The organism is Oscillibacter sp. (assembly GCF_032060045.1).
Classification (GTDB): domain Bacteria; phylum Bacillota; class Clostridia; order Oscillospirales; family Oscillospiraceae; genus Oscillibacter.
Genome location: NZ_DAMBZJ010000010.1, coordinates 22,637 through 38,546 on the forward strand (window position 1 = coordinate 22,637; position 15,910 = coordinate 38,546).

Sequence of the window (15,910 nt, forward strand, 5' to 3'; positions counted from 1 at the left end):
ATTGCTGTGCCTCCTTGTTTGGTAATACCATGCTACCATCGTCTTTTTTTGCCGTCAATGAACTACACATAGAAAATAATCGCTCTTTTTTGGAATAACCGTCAAAAATCAGTCATAGAACTCCGAAAAGCGCCGTACATGCGGACGGCGCTTTTCGAAATTATTTTACAATTCATATGCGTCCCCGTGCCGCGCCGCATAAATCGCAGGGGCCAGCAACGCCGCCGCAATCAGTGCGGCGGTGAGCACGGTGGAAGTAGAAGTAATCATCACTCCGGTGATGATAAGTAACCCCGCCGCCATCCAGACACGGGCGGCAAACAGGTGGACCGCCCGCCACGCGGCGTCGCTGTGCTCCGTAGAGGAAAAGCGCAGAGCAATCCGCGCATCCCTGGGACAGTCCCACATGTGTCCGCCAAGAATCAGCAGCAGCAAACCCAGCAAGCAGGGGGTGACAAACGGCAGCGTCAGATCCCCACCGGAGGATTGCAACATCATGCCGCTGCAAAACAGGACGGAAATCAAAGGAAATCCCCACCTGCCCACCAGACGTACATAGGGCTTGGGAAGCGTCATTCGCTTTTGATTTATCATAAGCTGTCCGTGTCCAATCAGGTTCATCAGGCACATAAAACCGGGCAGACCGAAGGCAACCACCCAACGGGGAATGGTGTCATCTTTACCACGGCTTCCGACCAGTCCGCTGGGCACAAGCTCCGGGATGCTGTTCCACAGACGGGCACCCAAAATCATGGGCAAGGCACAGGCAATCAGCGTCACAATCAGCAGCGCCGCTGCCTTTTCTTTTGAAATCTGCTTGCCAAGAAGCTTCGCGGCGGCAATCTCTGCCTCTCGCTCAACGGCAGACCGCCTGTTCTTTTTGGACTTTTGACTGCTCATGTAAAAACAATCCTCCTTCAAGCCCTCCCGGCGCAATCTGCAACGCGGGAATCATATCACAACTCCGATAGCTTGTAAAGCCAGCCGCTGACAGCGTGCAGTGTTTTATTCTCTTCCCGAGATGGACTCACGGCGCTGCCGCATCCAGCTTTCCTCGCCGGATTTTTGCTGCATCCTTTAATCCTTCGGAGCAGGAGTCTGCCCGTTTTTCTCCGCCGATAACGCAGTGGTCTTATCTGGCTTCCCCGCAGGTAAGGTCGTTTTTTGTCCCCCATGGAATCTGCGCCAGCACCACCGCAATCAGCATCAATCCACAGCCGAAATACTCCCGTCCGCTCATGCGGTCACCCAACAGCACAGCCCCGGCCAGAACGGCAAAAACGGCCTCAAGGCTCAGCAGCAGCGACACCACCGTGGGATTGGAGTCCCGCTGGGCCAGAATTTGTAGTGTATAAGCCACGCCGCTGGAAAAGATGCCTACATACAAAATGGGCCATACGCACGCTTGCAGCGCTTCCCACGAAGGCTGCTCCGCTGCCAGCATGCCCACGGAGGAAAGAACAGCCGCCACCAAAAATTGCGCGCAGGACAGCTCCACCCCATCCACCTTTTCCGTAAAATGGTCTATCATGAGAATGTGAGCGGAGAAGCAGAGGGAACACAGGAACATGAAAAAGTCCCCTTCGGAGATGGTAAAGCCATCCCGTATGCACAGGAAGTAAAGCCCCACCACAGCCAGCGCCACGCTGGCCCAAACTCCCTTGCCCACCTTCTTTTTCAGAAAAATCCCCAGAATGGGAACAATCACGATATATAACGCCGTGATAAAGCCTGCCTTGCCGGACGTAGTGCTTTCAAGGCCTCTTTGCTGAAGATTGTTCCCCAGCGTCAGCGCCGCTCCGCAACAAAGGCCGCTGAGAAAAAGTTCTCTGCGGTAATGAGGGCGAGGCTTTGCCTGTTCGCCAAAGTCTCGCTTTCGCCGGATACGGAACAGGACCGCCAGTCCCAGCGTGAAGACAAAGGCAATTGCGAATCTTGCGGCGTTGAAGGTGAAGGGCTGCACAAACTCCGTGCTGACACTTTGGGCAACAAAAGCCGTTCCCCATATGATGGCCGCCAGAATTGGAAAAACGTTTTGGCGGATGAAACTGGTTTTTTGCATAGCTCTTGCTCCCATTCTTTATAAATGATAGAATACCCGTATTATGCTAGAAAGAGCGGATCCTCTCCGCCCAAAAGAATCGTAAAACCCGATTAGTTTAACATTTGGAAGAAGAAATGGCAAGTCTTCCCCGCAATATTCTCCGGATGAAGCGGTAAATGCCGCCCGGAAGCTTCCGAATCTCTTTGCCGCTTTGACCGAAAAGAAAGGATGCATATGTTTTTATTTGATATGGACGGCACGCTGATTGATTCCAACAGCATCTGGAAGGATGTGGACCGGGAATTTCTGGCCCGGCGCGGCCTGCCTTATACCCACGCGTTTTATGAAGGCGTGGCTCACACCATCATGCCCAAGGCGGCAATCTTCACCAAGGCCCACTGCCGTCTCCCCGAATCCCCCGAAGAAATTATCGCTGAGTGGATGGAGCTTGCCGGAAATCTCTATGAGCGCGTGTCCATCAAGCCCGGTGTCCGGGCGTATCTGCGCCAGTGCAAGGTGGAGGGACGTCGAATGGCGGTGGTCACCAGCAGCGTACCTTCCCATTGCCACACCGCGTTGGGACATCTGGAGTTGGATAAGTATTTCGAGCGCATTGTGCTGGCGCACGATTTGGGCCTTGAAAAAAAGGACCCCGACATCTGGCTCCATGCCGCGGAAGCCTGCGGCGTGAAACCGCAGGAATGCACCGTGTTCGACGACAGCATCGCCGCCTGCAAGGGTGCCCGCGCCGCGAAAATGCGGGTGGTTGGCGTCTACGATGGTTATTTCGCAAAGGACGAAGCGGAGATGCGGGGCTTTTGCGACGTATATATCAAGAGTTTTGAAGAGTTGCTCTGGCCGCTGAAAAAATAAGCGGTCGCCCTATGTTGGCACAATTGGATACGCGGGCGGCGCGGGAGTTTCCGTGCCGCCCGTTTCCGTTTCCATGTGCTGTTTTTTCGTCTGCGTGAGGCTTTCAGATATAGTTAAGGCATCCCGCCCTCTGCCACCTGCAAGGGGCGGCGGGCGGACGACTGCAAAAGGCTTATGCTCTGCGCCAGAGAAGCTTGCATGCCGAAAACTCGGCAACCAGTTCCCCTTTGTCGTGTAGATAAGAGAGGTAGGAGCGGACGGTACTCCCCACCAGAACATATTGGTTGAAATCCATGGTCAACTGATAGCGCTGGAAAACTTTCTGCAAAAGCTCCTCAAAGCAAAGCGGCTCAATGCACAGCTCCAAAATCAGTTCGCAGATTTCCAGCACTTTGGCCCGGTTCAGTTCCGCCAACGGGCGGATGTCTTCCGCCGGTTCGGCGTGGGCGGGGATGAAGAGGCTGCCTTCCAGCGTCCCCAGTGAATCCAAAGTTTGAAGATAGCCAGCCACATCGTAGATGAAATTAACATGGTACTTCTCCAAAATGTTGGCACCAAAGAGACAGTCCGCCAAAAACCACACGCCGTCCTCCGTTTGAAAACCGCACATGTCGAAAAAATGGCCGGGCAGAGGCAGCATGGTAAGTCCTTTCGGCAGAGTTTCCGCTGTCAAAGTCCGACAATCGCTGGGCTGGGCCAGCAAAAACTTGTTGCGCAGTTCCCGACAGGGATAGCCTCCATACAAAAACGACGGCTCCATAATCGGATACCTAGTGATGGCCGCGTCAATCCCCGGTGCATAGGCTGGAACGCCCAGGCGGACTTGTAGCAGGTTGTTGCCGCCATTGTGGTCGGCGTTTGCGTGGGTATTGAGAATGCACCCCAATGTCCAGCCCTGCGATTCCAGAATTTTTTGGATTTTGCGTCCCGTGTCCTTGTCGCCGCCGCTGTCAATCAGTACCACATCGCCGTCGTCGGGTTTCCAGATTCCCATTTTGACAGGGCTTTGGATATAGTACGTGCGCGGGGCGGCCTGAATCAATTCATACATAGAAACCCCTCCTCTTTAAATCAAACACACTTTGCGTATCCGGGTCATACCGTCTGCTCAGTAGCTGCATCAGCAATTCCTCCCCGGCGGAGATGCACGCCACAGTACACAGAACCACCCAAAGCACCTCCGTATTCTGCCAAAACGGCAACAGATAGGGTGCGCAGAACAGCGCAGCCCCGGTGAGCTTATTTATCCGCGTGTGATACGGGGTAAAGCGGCGGTACTTATAAAGGCCAACGCCATAGGCCCCGCACCGCAACGCAGCCGCCACCAGAATCGGCCAAAGGCCCCAATCCGGGCAGCGCTCCTTCAGCATTGGAAAGAGAGCGACGAGCGCTGCCGCCAAAAACACGACATCCGCGATGCTGTCCAGCATGGCTCCTTCCCGACTCATGGTGCCGGTTCTGCGGGCCACCGGGCCGTCCAGCATATCCGTGACCCCCGCCAGCGTATAGAAGACATAAAATGCCGAAGATAGGGGTGCGATCCAGACCAAAGGAAAAGACAGCAACATGCGGCTCACCGTCAGAACATTTGCAGGACTTTTTATCAATGAACTTGCGCGAAAATTGACCACGGATTCCCCTCCACCCCTTTTCCATCAGGATAACACGCCCAGCAAGCAGCGTCAACAAAAACGGCATTTTCCGCTTTCGCCCCAATATGCGACCCGTATCGGGCAAGCGCGAATATGAAACCCACGGTTGACCCCGGCCCTATTTTGTCCTAAAATGGAAGTTGAGATTATAGAAAACTGGTGAACATATGACTGATTTTAATAAGCGTTTTATTGCCGCCCGGAAAGCTTTTATCTCCCAAGACCTTCGGCGGCTGAACCCCATGCAGCGCCAGGCGGCCATGACCACCGAGGGGCCTTTGCTTCTGCTGGCGGGGGCGGGGTCCGGCAAAACCACCGTTCTCATTCAGCGGGTATACAACCTGCTGACCTATGGCCGGGGCAGCGACTGCGATGAGGTTTCCGAGGACGTGACGGAGGAGGACCTTCTGTTTTTGGAGCGCTTTCCCGACGACCCGGAGCCAGAGGATCGACGGCGCGCCGTTCGGATTTGCGCTGTAAACCCGCCCCGCCCCTGGGAGATCATCGCCATCACCTTCACCAACAAGGCGGCGGGTGAGCTGAAAACTCGGCTGGCAGACCGACTGGGCCCCGAGGCAAACGACATCTGGGCCTCCACCTTCCACTCCGCCTGCGTGCGCATTCTGCGGCGGGACATTGAGCGAATTGGCTTTCAAAAGGACTTCACCATTTACGACACCGATGACTCCAAGCGGGTCCTTAAGGACATTCTCAAGGAGCTGGGCTACGACGAGAAGGCCTTTCCTCCCAGAGATTTGCTGGGTGTCATCAGCAAATCCCGAGACCGTTTTGAAACACCGGGGGATTTTGCAAAGCAATATCAAAACTCCGGTGACTGGAAAATGACCCGCATTGCCAAGGTTTATGCCAAATACGTCGAAAAACTTCGCTCCGCCAACGCCCTGGACTTTGACGACATAATTTTCCACACCGTGACTCTGCTGCAAAAGGACAAGGAGGTACGGGAATATTACCAGCATAAATTCCGCTACGTTCTGGTGGACGAATATCAGGATACCAACCATTTGCAGTATCTTCTCACCTCATTGCTTGCGGGTGGGCGGAAAAATCTCTGCGTGGTGGGCGACGACGACCAGTCCATTTACCGCTTCCGGGGCGCGAACATCGAGAACATTCTGAATTTTGAGCAGCAGTACAAAAATGCCCGCACCATCCGGCTGGAGCAGAATTACCGCTCCACCCAGAACATTCTGGACGCCGCCAACGCCGTTATCAAAAACAACTCCGGCCGTAAGGGCAAAACTCTTTGGACGGACAACGGCAGCGGCGATAAGGTGGTCATCCGCACCAGTTACAGTGAGTCGGACGAAGCGAATTTTGTGGTGGGCGACATCATGATGCAGGTAAACCGGGGCCGGAAATTTTCCGAGTGCGCGGTGCTCTATCGTATGAACGCCCAGTCCAACGCGCTGGAATATGCTCTGCGCCGCAATGGAATGCCCTACAAGGTGGTGGGCGGAACTAAGTTCTATGACCGGGCGGAAGTGAAGGACATGCTGGCCTACCTCTGCGTGCTGAACAATCCGCTGGACGACCTGCGTCTGCGGCGCATTGTGAATGTTCCGGTGCGGGGCATTGGCAACACCAGCATAGATAAAGCTTCTACTGTCGCGGCCCAGCAAGGCATTTCCCTTTACGAAGTGATGCGCAATGCAGACCTATTTCCCGAGCTGAAAAGCCCCGCCCCCAAGCTGCTGAAATTCGCGGATTTGGTGGACGGACTGCGTAAGCTTGGCAGCACGCTGGCACTGCCAGAATTTTACGACGCGGTGTGCGACCAGACCGGCTACGTCCGGGCGCTGGAGGAGAAAAACGACATGGAGAGCCGAGGCCGGCTGGAAAACGTGCAGGAGCTAAAGTCCAGCATCGCGGCTTTTTTGGATGGAAGTCCTGAGGACCCCACTCTGTCGGGCTTTTTGAATGAAATTGCGCTGTACACGGACTTGGATTCCATGGACGGCAGCGACGACTGCGTGACCCTTATGACCATCCACGCCGCAAAGGGGCTGGAATTTCCCAGTGTCTACGTGGTGGGCATGGAAGACGGCATCTTCCCCGGAATGAATGCCTTGTTCGACCAGGACGAGCTGGAAGAGGAGCGGCGGCTGTGCTATGTAGCCATGACCCGGGCCAAGGAGCGGCTGACCCTGACGAACGCCCGCCAGAGAATGCTGTATGGCCGCACCAGCGCCAACCGCGCCTCCCAATTTTTAAGCGAGCTGCCAGAGGAAACCTTTGAGTGGTTCGGAAAGCCGGAGGTCCGCGCCGTTTCTTCGGAAAGCGGCGGTAGCTGGGACAATTTCGGCGACTCTCCCAATGGTTTTGGAGACAGCTTTGGAGGTGGTTTTTCCGGGCGCGGCGGCAGCTCTTCTGGCGGATTTGGTGGCGGTTCCGGACGTCAGGGAGGATCTTTGGCCCGGTCCGACGGCTTCGGCAATACTTCCCACAAAAACGGCGGCATCCGCACCTATCGTGACGGTGGGATCACCCAACAACCCGCCCCAAAAAGAGTAACGGCTCCGTCCGAGCCTTTGATGGCAGTGGCGCAGGGCGACACCGTGGAGCACACCGCCTTTGGCAAAGGCGCGGTGCTGTCCGTGCGTCCCATGGGCGGCGACGCGCTGGTAGAGGTCGACTTCGAAGAGAAGGGCATCAAGAAGCTGATGCTAAAATCTGCTGGTACACATATGAAAAAACTTTGATTCAGCGTATTTAATTTTTTCAACAACTAAGCGACCCTCCGCGTAATGCGCGGAGGGTCGCTTAGTTCTTTAAATATTTCCCCCGGGAGAACCGCTCTCTGCGAACATACCTAAAAGCGGACGTTTCCGTGTAGAGCGTAGCTCTTTTAAAATTCCGATATTTACACTGTCCGGAATTTTCATTTCACGCTCAGCCGCTTGACCGTTTCCTCCTCCGGCGTGACATGCACTGTCTCGCAGGTGGTGTAAATCACCATTCCGGGCCTTGCCCCAGCGGGCTTTTTCACGTTTTTCACCTGTGTGAAATCCACCGGCACATTGCCGCTCTCTCGTGCCTGAGAGTACCACGCGGCAATTTTCGCCGCCTCCACAACACTTTCCCGGTCTGGCTCCGCGCCGTCCGTGCGGAGAATGACATGAGAACCGTGAATTTTTTGAGTGTGGAACCAAATGTCCCGCCGGTCCGCGTCGTGGGTCAGTCTGTCGTTCTGCCGGTTGTTCCGGCCAACAAGCACCCGCAGCCCCGCCGTGGTGCGGAATTCTCGAGGCTTCGCGGGGCGCTGAGGGCCTCGTTTCTCCTTCCCCTTCTGGCGGAGAAATCCCACGTCCTTCAGTTCCGCGCGGATGTCGTTAAAATCCTGCTCCGTCTCTGCCTCCGCGATCTCCTCCAGAACGCTTTCCAGATATGCCGCGTCATGCCGCGCAATTTCCATTTGCTCTTTCAGATACCGTTCGGCGGTTTTCGCCTTCGCATAGCGCTTGAAATACTTTGCCGCGTTTTCCTGCGGCGTCAGCAGCGGGTCCAACAAGATCTCGATTTCCCGACCTTCGTCGTAATAGTTTTCACAAGTTACCTTGCGCTGTCCCTTGTCCAAGCGATAAAGATTGGCCGTGATCAGCTCGCCACTCAGGCGCAGAGCATCCCGGTTTTGCGTTGCCTCATAGTCCTTTTCCTGCATGGCAAGCTTTCGCCGCAGACGATCCCGGGCATTGGTGGCGGCCCGAACCAGATCGGCCCCACGCTGGCGAATTCGCTCCTGCCGTTCTCGGGACTCGTAAAAATCATCCAGCAGGTCGGAAAAGGATGGGTAGGTGTGACTTTCCACTCCAGCACCGTATTGCTCAATAGGAATACAGGAAAATTCCAGAGGTTTTCCGTCTCGCCAGACAGAGAATGGCGTAAACTGTTTTTCCTTTACGCTTTCTTGAAGTACAATAATTTTCTCCCAAAATCGACGCTTTGCGGTGGCATCCAGAGAAAACAGGCGGCTGTCCGTCTCCCCCGCCGCGCGAAAGGCCAGTTCCCGCGCAAGCAACGGTGAAATCCCAAAATATCCGTCCAGCAAAAACTCATCCAGCCTCCGCTCGGGATTGGCGGCGGCCAGACGGGAGAAAAAGTCGTCCTCCTCCGCTTCCAGCAGACTAGTTTTTTCCATGGCAGGCGGGTACTGGTAAAAAAGCCCTGGCAGCACAGGCCGCTGCGCGGACATTTCCGCATCCACCCTGCGTAGACACTCCATAATCCGCCGTTCTCCATCCAGCAAAATTATGTTGGAGTGCCGGCCCATGGCCTCCAGCACCAGAGTCCGCTTTCCGGGCTGACCAAAATCGTCGGTCACGTCCAGCTCCAGCTCCACCAGCCGCTCCAGACCCGGTTGGGTCAGGGCGGCGATCCGCGCCCCCACCAAATGCTTACGCAGAAGCATGCAGAACATGGGTGGTTCCGCCGGGTTGTCCCGAAGTCGCCCCGTAAGCTGAATGCGTGGATTGTTCCCAGCGGTAAGCAACAGCCGCAAACCGCCCCGCAGCAGCAAAATCACCTGATCCTTTGCAGGCTGCTGCACCTTGTCCACCCGCACCCCTAAAAGCTGCTCCCGCAGCTCCTCCGTTATCGCCCGCAGACAGACCGCGTCCAGCGCCATATCATCCCTCCTCTTCCATCATCAGGCCGAACAGCTCGCTGACCCGGTCCCTCTGTCCGGACAGATACAGCCAGCCCAACAGCGCCTCTAGCGCCGTGGCCTCCGCGTATTGGGCACGGCTGGCGTGGCTTGGGACGGTGTGAACGTTGGCGTTGCGCCCCCGGCGAAACACCCCGGCCTCTTCTTCTGTCAAAATGGGCAGAATCTTCTCCGCCCGCGCCGCCTGAGATTCCGCCCGAACAATGGCCACGGTGGCTCGGTGCATCCCTTTGGCAGTGGCCTTGCCCCCAGCGCAAAGCCAGGAGCGGACCAGCAGCTCAAACACGGCGTCCCCCACGTGGGCAAGTCCGATGCTGCTGACGGTCTGAAGTCGACCGGTGGTCATGTGCATCTCAAAATGATTTTCCATCTTTTCTCCTTAACGTAAAAAAGATTTGCAATTGTGCAAATCCCTGTCTGTTTTCAGGATGATGCTATCACAAATAGCAAAAAAATACAAGCCCCGGTCCACGCACCGCCTTGTCCGCCCTTTGGCGGCAAGGCAAGGGCAAACCAGCCCCAAGTAAACGATCTTATTTATCAGGGGTCGAGCAAAAGCGCAGGAGCGGCCGAAAGACCGCTCCTGCGCTTTCTATTTTAACTTTAAACAGTTCAATTGGGAATAAACTGCAAATTACAGTCCACGTTGCCAGCAAGGCCTGCCACGCAGCCTTTACTGGTAAATTGCCAGTAGTCGGGCCGGTAATAAAGCTGGGGATACAGCGCCGTGGATTCCGCGGATTTATACTCCGGATACCACATGGGATAGCCGGACAGTATGGACAGGTCAAATTTATTATAGGCCACGTAACTGCTGGTGTAGACCATGGCCCGATAACCCGCGGCCTCAATCGTTTCGCTGAATGCTTTGGCGCAGGCGGTAGCCATCGCAGCGCTGGTTCCGTACACCCGGTAGGTGCTGTCGTGCATCTCCCAGTCGTAGGCCACCGGGCCGGTAAGGCTCCGTCCGCCAAGAAGACTGATGATATAGTTGGCCTCCTCCACGGCCTCTGCCACCGTGATGGCCTGAGAGAAGAAATAAACTCCGGTATCAATCCCCGCAGCCATGGCCCCGTCGATATTCCGCTCGTAAAATGCATCCTTGTTCAGCGTGCCGGAGCTGGTGCCCCGGAAGCCAATCCGAACAAAGGCAAATTCCACGCCGTCGTTTCTGGCGGCATTCCAGTCAATGCTATTGCCGGAAATCGCGCGATTCTGATAGGCAGAAACGTCGATACCGAAGCGGGTGGTAAAGTCCGTTCCGCTGTACACCAGCCGCCCCGCATTGTTCCAATAGAAGCTTCCCTGTCCAAAGGGATTCACCGGTACACCGGAATAATCGGGAATTTTCTTGCCGTTGCGGTCCGTGATGTAGTTCCAGTTCAAATCCGGAACATTCTCCGTCGGCACAGTAGTTTCGGGCACTTCCACCGGCGTGGTGGCGTACTGATCCACAGGGGCGCTGCCCAAGTTGCGGACGGTTCCACTTATTGTCACATCCTGAAGCACCACACCGCCAGTCACGCCGGGGGCAATAATCAGGTCTCCTTTGATGCTCATATTTTTCAGTATAGCGCCGTCGGCGGCATTTACCATCAGCGTCCCTAAAGAGTCGGCAGAATAATCTCCGCTGTTCTGAATAAGGGTGTCGATCATGTTGTTCAGCAAATTAACCAGTTCTGCCCGGGTGATCGGTTCCGTGGGTCGAAAGCGGTTGTCCGCCCTCACATCGGTGATGTAACCCCGCTCCGCCATGGCGCTGAGATACCCTGTGGCGTAGATTTCGATGTTCTCCGCGTCCGTGTAGGGTAACGCCGTCTGGGACTCGGTCACCTGAAAGGCGCGGCCTACCATGGTGATGGCCTGTTGGCGGGTGATATTGGCGGTGAGGCGCGCGGCGCCGTCGGTTCCCAGATACACCCCAGCGGCGTGGAGTCGCAGAATCGCATCCTCCCAATAGGCCCCTTTGGTATCGTTAAAAGCTCCTGCGGAGGAGCATGCCTGATACTGCAAGAAACGGTTCAGAATCCCCGCAAACGCGCCCCGGGTAATGGGGTCGTCCGGGTGAAACGAGCCATCCTCATAGCCGTTAAGTACGCCGTACCGCTCGCTCCACTTTTCAATGGCGCTCTGCGCCCAGTGCCCGGCTGCATCCGGAAACCCGGCAGCGGCCATGGGCTGCGTCAGCAGGGCGGCGGACAGCGCCAGCGCAGCGGCGGCGCGGTATATACGAAATTTCGCCATAGGCTCTCCCTTCACACTCGTCGAAATCTGTCGATCTGAATTTTAAAAAAGAAGCTTTGGACCGGTGTGTACCGACTCAAAGCCGTTTTACTTTTTATGCAGAAAAATGAACACGGTACGGACAGCATAAAACCGTTCCGTCCGCCCGAATGAACCGGAAACAGGCGGAGCTGTATTCCCATGTGACATCCAGATATTGCCTATCTCCGGGCTATTATAGCAAAAATTGTTTGGTTTGGTCAATCCATATTTTTATGTAAACTTTTCCAACACCGTCAAACAGAATTTGACGGTGCAAAAAAGGGGGTCCGCCCGCGGGCGGACCCCCTTTTACAGGCTCTTGGGTCGGTTATCGAACCTCCACCACCCGGACATAGCCGGAATTGTCCGTATAGACTGTGGAGGAGCTGGCAAAAGCACGCGCCTGATCTTGCGTAATCCACTCTCTGGTGGCCCTGTTGTAATATAGGGCATCGGAAGGCACTGTGTAGCTCCGTCCTCCCAAATTGACAGAGGTGAGGCTACTCCATGCGCTGTTGGCAATATTCTCAAACTTGGTCAAATTCACGATCTTGTTGACAGAGCCGTCTTTCTCGAGCTCCACACCCACAAATGTGCCACTGGTAACGCCGCTGGAAATATTGGAAGTGTAAGTCCTATTGGGAGTAATCACCTCGAGATACGTCCTCGTAACGTTGCCATCACTATCCAGATCTTCTCCGTACTGCGCAATTCCAAAGACATAATCACTGCCCGTGACGTTAGACAGTACCAGCAAGTCCACACGTCCAGCCCAGTTGGTTCGGGCATACAGCACGCCGGAGGACGGAATACGGGAACTTGAAAGTTGGCTCAAGCTGATTGCCTTCAGGCCATTTAGTGTAGACTGATAGACAGTTACATTTTCCGTCAGCAGAGCATTCCCCAATTTCTTTGCAGACACATCCAGATCGCCAGTGGTTCCACCGGACAGATACGTCAGTCCAATTACGCCCTTGTTGGTAGAGCTCACTCCGGCCAACTGGCCCTTCAGACGGTTCACTTCACTTTCCTTCAGGGATACTTTCCCCGTGATGGTCAGTCCGCACAGGAGTTGGACTGTAGCAGAGCCGGAAGATACCTCTTGCACAATGCCCATGGCATTGCCTATTGCCCCAGCGGTTCCCGCCTCCACAGCGCCCGCCACCTGATTATCCTCAGTGAGCAGCAGTGTAATGGTCTGACCCAACTTTAACTTGGACATGGTATCCGCAGCGGTGGGCAGAACGGTAAATTCCGTCCCCATCACCGTAATCTTGTTGGGGTTGGTAAGATTGGGAGAAACGTTTTCGTACACGCCCGTAATGCGGGTATCACACACCCGGATAGAGTTCTCTGCAGGGTTGTAAATTGCCACGTCGTAGGGGCGCATGTCGCCTGCACCGGCGGAAGACCCGTTTTTGTAGATGGAATAGCGGGTACTGCCATTGGCAAGGCCGCTGAAGCCCGCCGTAGACCCCTTTTCATAGACCACCACTGCGGCAGAGGACGCGGCGCTGACGCCCACAAAGATATACTCTACGCCGCCGCTTCCGCCGATATACAGCGTCACGGACGTGCCGGAGTGCAGCATTGTGTAACCGGTTTCCCAGGTCTTCTGCTCCCCGTTCACCACCATGGCCGTATCGCCTTTGATGGAGAAACTCTCGCCGGAGGCAGTGGTAAGCTTCACGGCGGTGCCGGAGGCAAAAATCACAGTACGGCTGGAACCGGCAATCTCCGGGACAAAGGTCATGACCTTCCCCGCTTTGTTCAGAAGAAGGATTCCCTTCATACCGTTCATTGCGCCGGTGGAAACCTTGCCTCCCGCAATGGAGTAGGAGGTAGAGTTGCCCAGACGCATGGCGGTATCGCTGCCATCAGGCGCGGTGGCACTGGAGGTGGTGAGCATTCCTTCCACAGAGCTGGCGGCGATGGAAACACCGTAGGATCCTCCACCCTTCACGTCACTGCGCAGAAGATTCACAAAGAGCCGTGCCGCCGTCGCACGGGTAAGAGGCACAGAAGCAGCAGTGCTCACCCCGTCGGTAAGTCCCACGGTAGATGCTGCAGCCATGTAGCCGTCCGGCCAGATGCCGCCCATGTCGGCGTCGGTATAGCCCAGCAGCCGCATCAAAATGGTGATGGCCTGCCCCACGGTAACCACCCGTTCAGGGTGGAACTTTCCGTCCATAAAGCCCTTAATAATGGAATTGTCCGTCTTGTCCTCTCCGGTGGCACCTCGGCTTGCGTCAGACGCCAGATTAATGTAGGGCGCAGCCCAGTGAGAGGGTTTCACGTCCGGAAACACCGTTACAGTGCGATAGCGGCTGAGCTGGCTCTCTCCGTCCTTGATGACAAAGGTGGCCATTTTGCAGAACTGGGCGCGGGTAACCTGCCCATCCGGGTTGAACGTTCCGCCGCCATATCCGTCCATGGCACCCAGCAGCCGCAGGCATTCTGCCGCCACGGCGGTGGTGTGGTCGCCGATATCGCTGAAACTCACCGTCGTGGACGCGGCGGTTGGCAGCGTCAGCAGCGATGCAGTCATGCACACGGCCAGCAATAGGGATAAGATTCGTCTCTTCATTCTCTGCTTCTCCTTCTTTATTCCGCCCGCAGCGCTTCTACGGGCTGGAGCTTGGAGGCCTTTGCCGCCGGGTAAATGCCAAACAAAATACCCAGCGCCACAGACAGGGCAAACGCTCCCACAGTGATATTCACCGAGGGCCAGATATCCATTTGCATCAGCAGTTTTCCGGCAATCCTGCTCCCCAGCGTACCGATCAGAATGCCGATGATACCACCGATTCCGCAGATCATGGCGGCTTCGATTAGAAACTGGGTGACGATGGATTGGCGCTCAGCACCGATGGCCCGGCGGATGCCGATTTCCCTTGTCCGCTCGGTGACGGTGACCAGCATAATGTTCATAATGCCGATGCCGCCCACCAGCAGGCTGATGGCCGCGATGCCACCCATCACCAGACTCATCATCATGGCGTATTCGTTGCTGCTCTGCTGCCACTGGTTTTCACTCTGGACCTGATACCAGCCTTTTTCATTATTCTGGCCCATCAGCCCCGTCATGAAGCCGATAATGCGGGAGGTGGCCTCCACCGCAGCGTCGGCGCTTTTCGCCTTCACGGAAAATTCGTCCATACGGGCGCTGGGTTGGAGCGTCCGGCTGACGGTATAGGGGAAAACAATGATATTATCCATGGACCAGCGACTGTCCGGGTCCTTTTCCTTATAAACGCCCACCACAGTATAGGGCAGGCCGTTGACCTGCATCTCTTTTCCCAGGGGGTCCACGTAATTGAAAAAGGTCTGTGCCGCCCGCGCCCCCAGGACGCAGATCTGCTTATACTCCTGAATGTCAAGCAAAGACAGGTCCCGGCCTTTTTCCAGCTCAAAATTGTTGCAAATTGCATACTGGTCACTGCCGAAATATAGCGTAGGGGGCATTTCCGTGTTCTGGCTGCCGCCCCCGCCGCCGCTGCTGGACACTGCCACTCCGCCGCCCATATATCTCATTCCGCTGTCTCCGCCCATTTTGCTGCTGTTTTTGGTTCCGTAAACCACGGTTGCCTCAAACTGGCTGTTGGGCGTCACACCATCCACATTGTCACTGAGTTTCAGGCAGAAATCATACAGGTCCTGAAACACGTCCTGCCCATTGTTGTAGTTGGCATACACGGTGATTTTGTTGGTACCCATGGCGGCCATCATATCCATGCTCTTCTTGTTGGCACCGTTGATTACGGAGACGATGGTCATAACGGAGGCAATGCCGATGATGATGCCAAGCATGGTCAGCGCAGATCGGCCCTTGTTTCCCAAAATGGATTTCAGCGCCATTTTCAGCGCCTGCCCGATTTTCATAGCCAATCCACCTCCTGGGGACGGTCTTCAATCTTCTTTCCGTCCGTCAGGCGCACCACCCGGCGGGCCGTAGCGGCAATGCCGTTGTCGTGGGTGATGAGGATGACGGTGCTGCCGTCCTTGTTGAGCTGCTGAAGAAATTTCAGCACTTCGCTTCCCGTGTGGGAGTCCAGCGCACCGGTGGGTTCGTCGGCCATCACGATGGGTGGCTTGGTGGAGATTGCGCGGGCAATCGCCACCCGCTGCTGCTGGCCGCCGGACATCTCTGAGGGCTTGTGCTTTCTGCGGTCTCCAAGGCCCACCTTCTCCAGCGCCTCCATAGCAAGCACACGGCGCTTTTCCAGCCCGATGCCCTGATAGATGAGGGGCAGCTCTACGTTTTCCAGCACGCTGAGGTTCTGCACCAGATTGTACTGCTGAAAAATAAAACCAATTTGCTTATTGCGGATGTGGCTGAGCTCTTTGTCGCTAAGTTCCCTTACATTCACCCCGTCCAGCAGATAGTCTCCT

Annotated in this window: 12 protein-coding genes; 2 read left to right on the forward strand and 10 right to left on the reverse strand. The window is 55.7% G+C overall.

What is annotated here, in order from left to right; all coding sequences use genetic code 11:
* Positions 1-165 precede the first annotated feature (165 nt).
* Positions 166-900: an SdpI family protein gene (locus tag RT018_RS05795; protein ID WP_312940087.1), complete on the reverse strand. Its 735-nt coding sequence runs from the start codon at positions 898-900 to the stop codon at positions 166-168.
* A gap of 232 nt (positions 901-1,132) precedes the next feature.
* Positions 1,133-2,062: a DMT family transporter gene (locus RT018_RS05800; protein ID WP_312940089.1), complete on the reverse strand. Its 930-nt coding sequence runs from the start codon at positions 2,060-2,062 to the stop codon at positions 1,133-1,135.
* Positions 2,063-2,278: 216 nt separating this feature from the next.
* On the opposite strand from RT018_RS05800, the gene RT018_RS05805 reads away from it, so the two are divergent.
* Positions 2,279-2,917, forward strand: coding sequence for an HAD family phosphatase (locus RT018_RS05805; RefSeq protein WP_312940091.1), 639 nt, complete (start codon positions 2,279-2,281; stop codon positions 2,915-2,917).
* A gap of 172 nt (positions 2,918-3,089) precedes the next feature.
* Here RT018_RS05805 and RT018_RS05810 read toward each other — a convergent pair whose 3' ends face one another.
* Together RT018_RS05810 and RT018_RS05815 are read right to left on the reverse strand one after the other, a co-directional pair.
* Entirely contained in the window at positions 3,090-3,968 is an 879-nt protein-coding gene (locus RT018_RS05810; RefSeq protein WP_312940092.1) for an MBL fold metallo-hydrolase, read from the reverse strand.
* Complete coding sequence (locus tag RT018_RS05815; RefSeq protein WP_312940093.1) at positions 3,961-4,548, reverse strand: CDP-alcohol phosphatidyltransferase family protein; 588 nt, start codon at positions 4,546-4,548, stop codon at positions 3,961-3,963. Before RT018_RS05815 ends, RT018_RS05810 begins: the two co-directional genes overlap by 8 nt.
* Positions 4,549-4,736: 188 nt before the next feature.
* Here RT018_RS05815 and RT018_RS05820 point away from each other — a divergent pair, with 188 nt between their 5' ends.
* Entirely contained in the window at positions 4,737-7,292 is a 2,556-nt protein-coding gene (locus RT018_RS05820; RefSeq protein ID WP_312940095.1) for a UvrD-helicase domain-containing protein, read from the forward strand.
* Between the two features lie 179 nt (positions 7,293-7,471).
* On the opposite strand, the gene RT018_RS05825 is transcribed toward RT018_RS05820, so the two are convergent.
* The 6 genes from RT018_RS05825 to RT018_RS05850 form a co-directional block, all read right to left on the reverse strand.
* The gene (locus tag RT018_RS05825) at positions 7,472-9,214 is read right to left on the reverse strand and encodes an NFACT RNA binding domain-containing protein (protein WP_312940097.1); all 1,743 of its coding nucleotides are present in this window, start codon (positions 9,212-9,214) and stop codon (positions 7,472-7,474) included.
* 1 nt (position 9,215) lies between these two features.
* Positions 9,216-9,623 carry a ribonuclease III domain-containing protein gene (locus RT018_RS05830; RefSeq protein ID WP_312940099.1) on the reverse strand — a complete coding sequence of 136 codons (408 nt, stop codon included), beginning with the start codon at positions 9,621-9,623 and terminating at the stop codon, positions 9,216-9,218.
* 242 nt (positions 9,624-9,865) lie between these two features.
* The gene (locus tag RT018_RS05835) at positions 9,866-11,497 is read right to left on the reverse strand and encodes a GH25 family lysozyme (RefSeq protein ID WP_312940101.1); all 1,632 of its coding nucleotides are present in this window, start codon (positions 11,495-11,497) and stop codon (positions 9,866-9,868) included.
* 349 nt (positions 11,498-11,846) lie between these two features.
* Complete coding sequence (locus RT018_RS05840) at positions 11,847-14,105, reverse strand: S-layer homology domain-containing protein (protein ID WP_312940103.1); 2,259 nt, start codon at positions 14,103-14,105, stop codon at positions 11,847-11,849.
* A gap of 17 nt (positions 14,106-14,122) precedes the next feature.
* A complete protein-coding gene (locus RT018_RS05845; RefSeq protein ID WP_312940104.1) occupies positions 14,123-15,400 on the reverse strand; it encodes an ABC transporter permease in 1,278 nt (425 codons plus the stop codon).
* Positions 15,397-15,910 (reverse strand): ABC transporter ATP-binding protein (locus tag RT018_RS05850; RefSeq protein WP_312940105.1); only part of this gene is annotated, 514 nt, incomplete at its 5' end. The genes RT018_RS05850 and RT018_RS05845, both read right to left, overlap by 4 nt.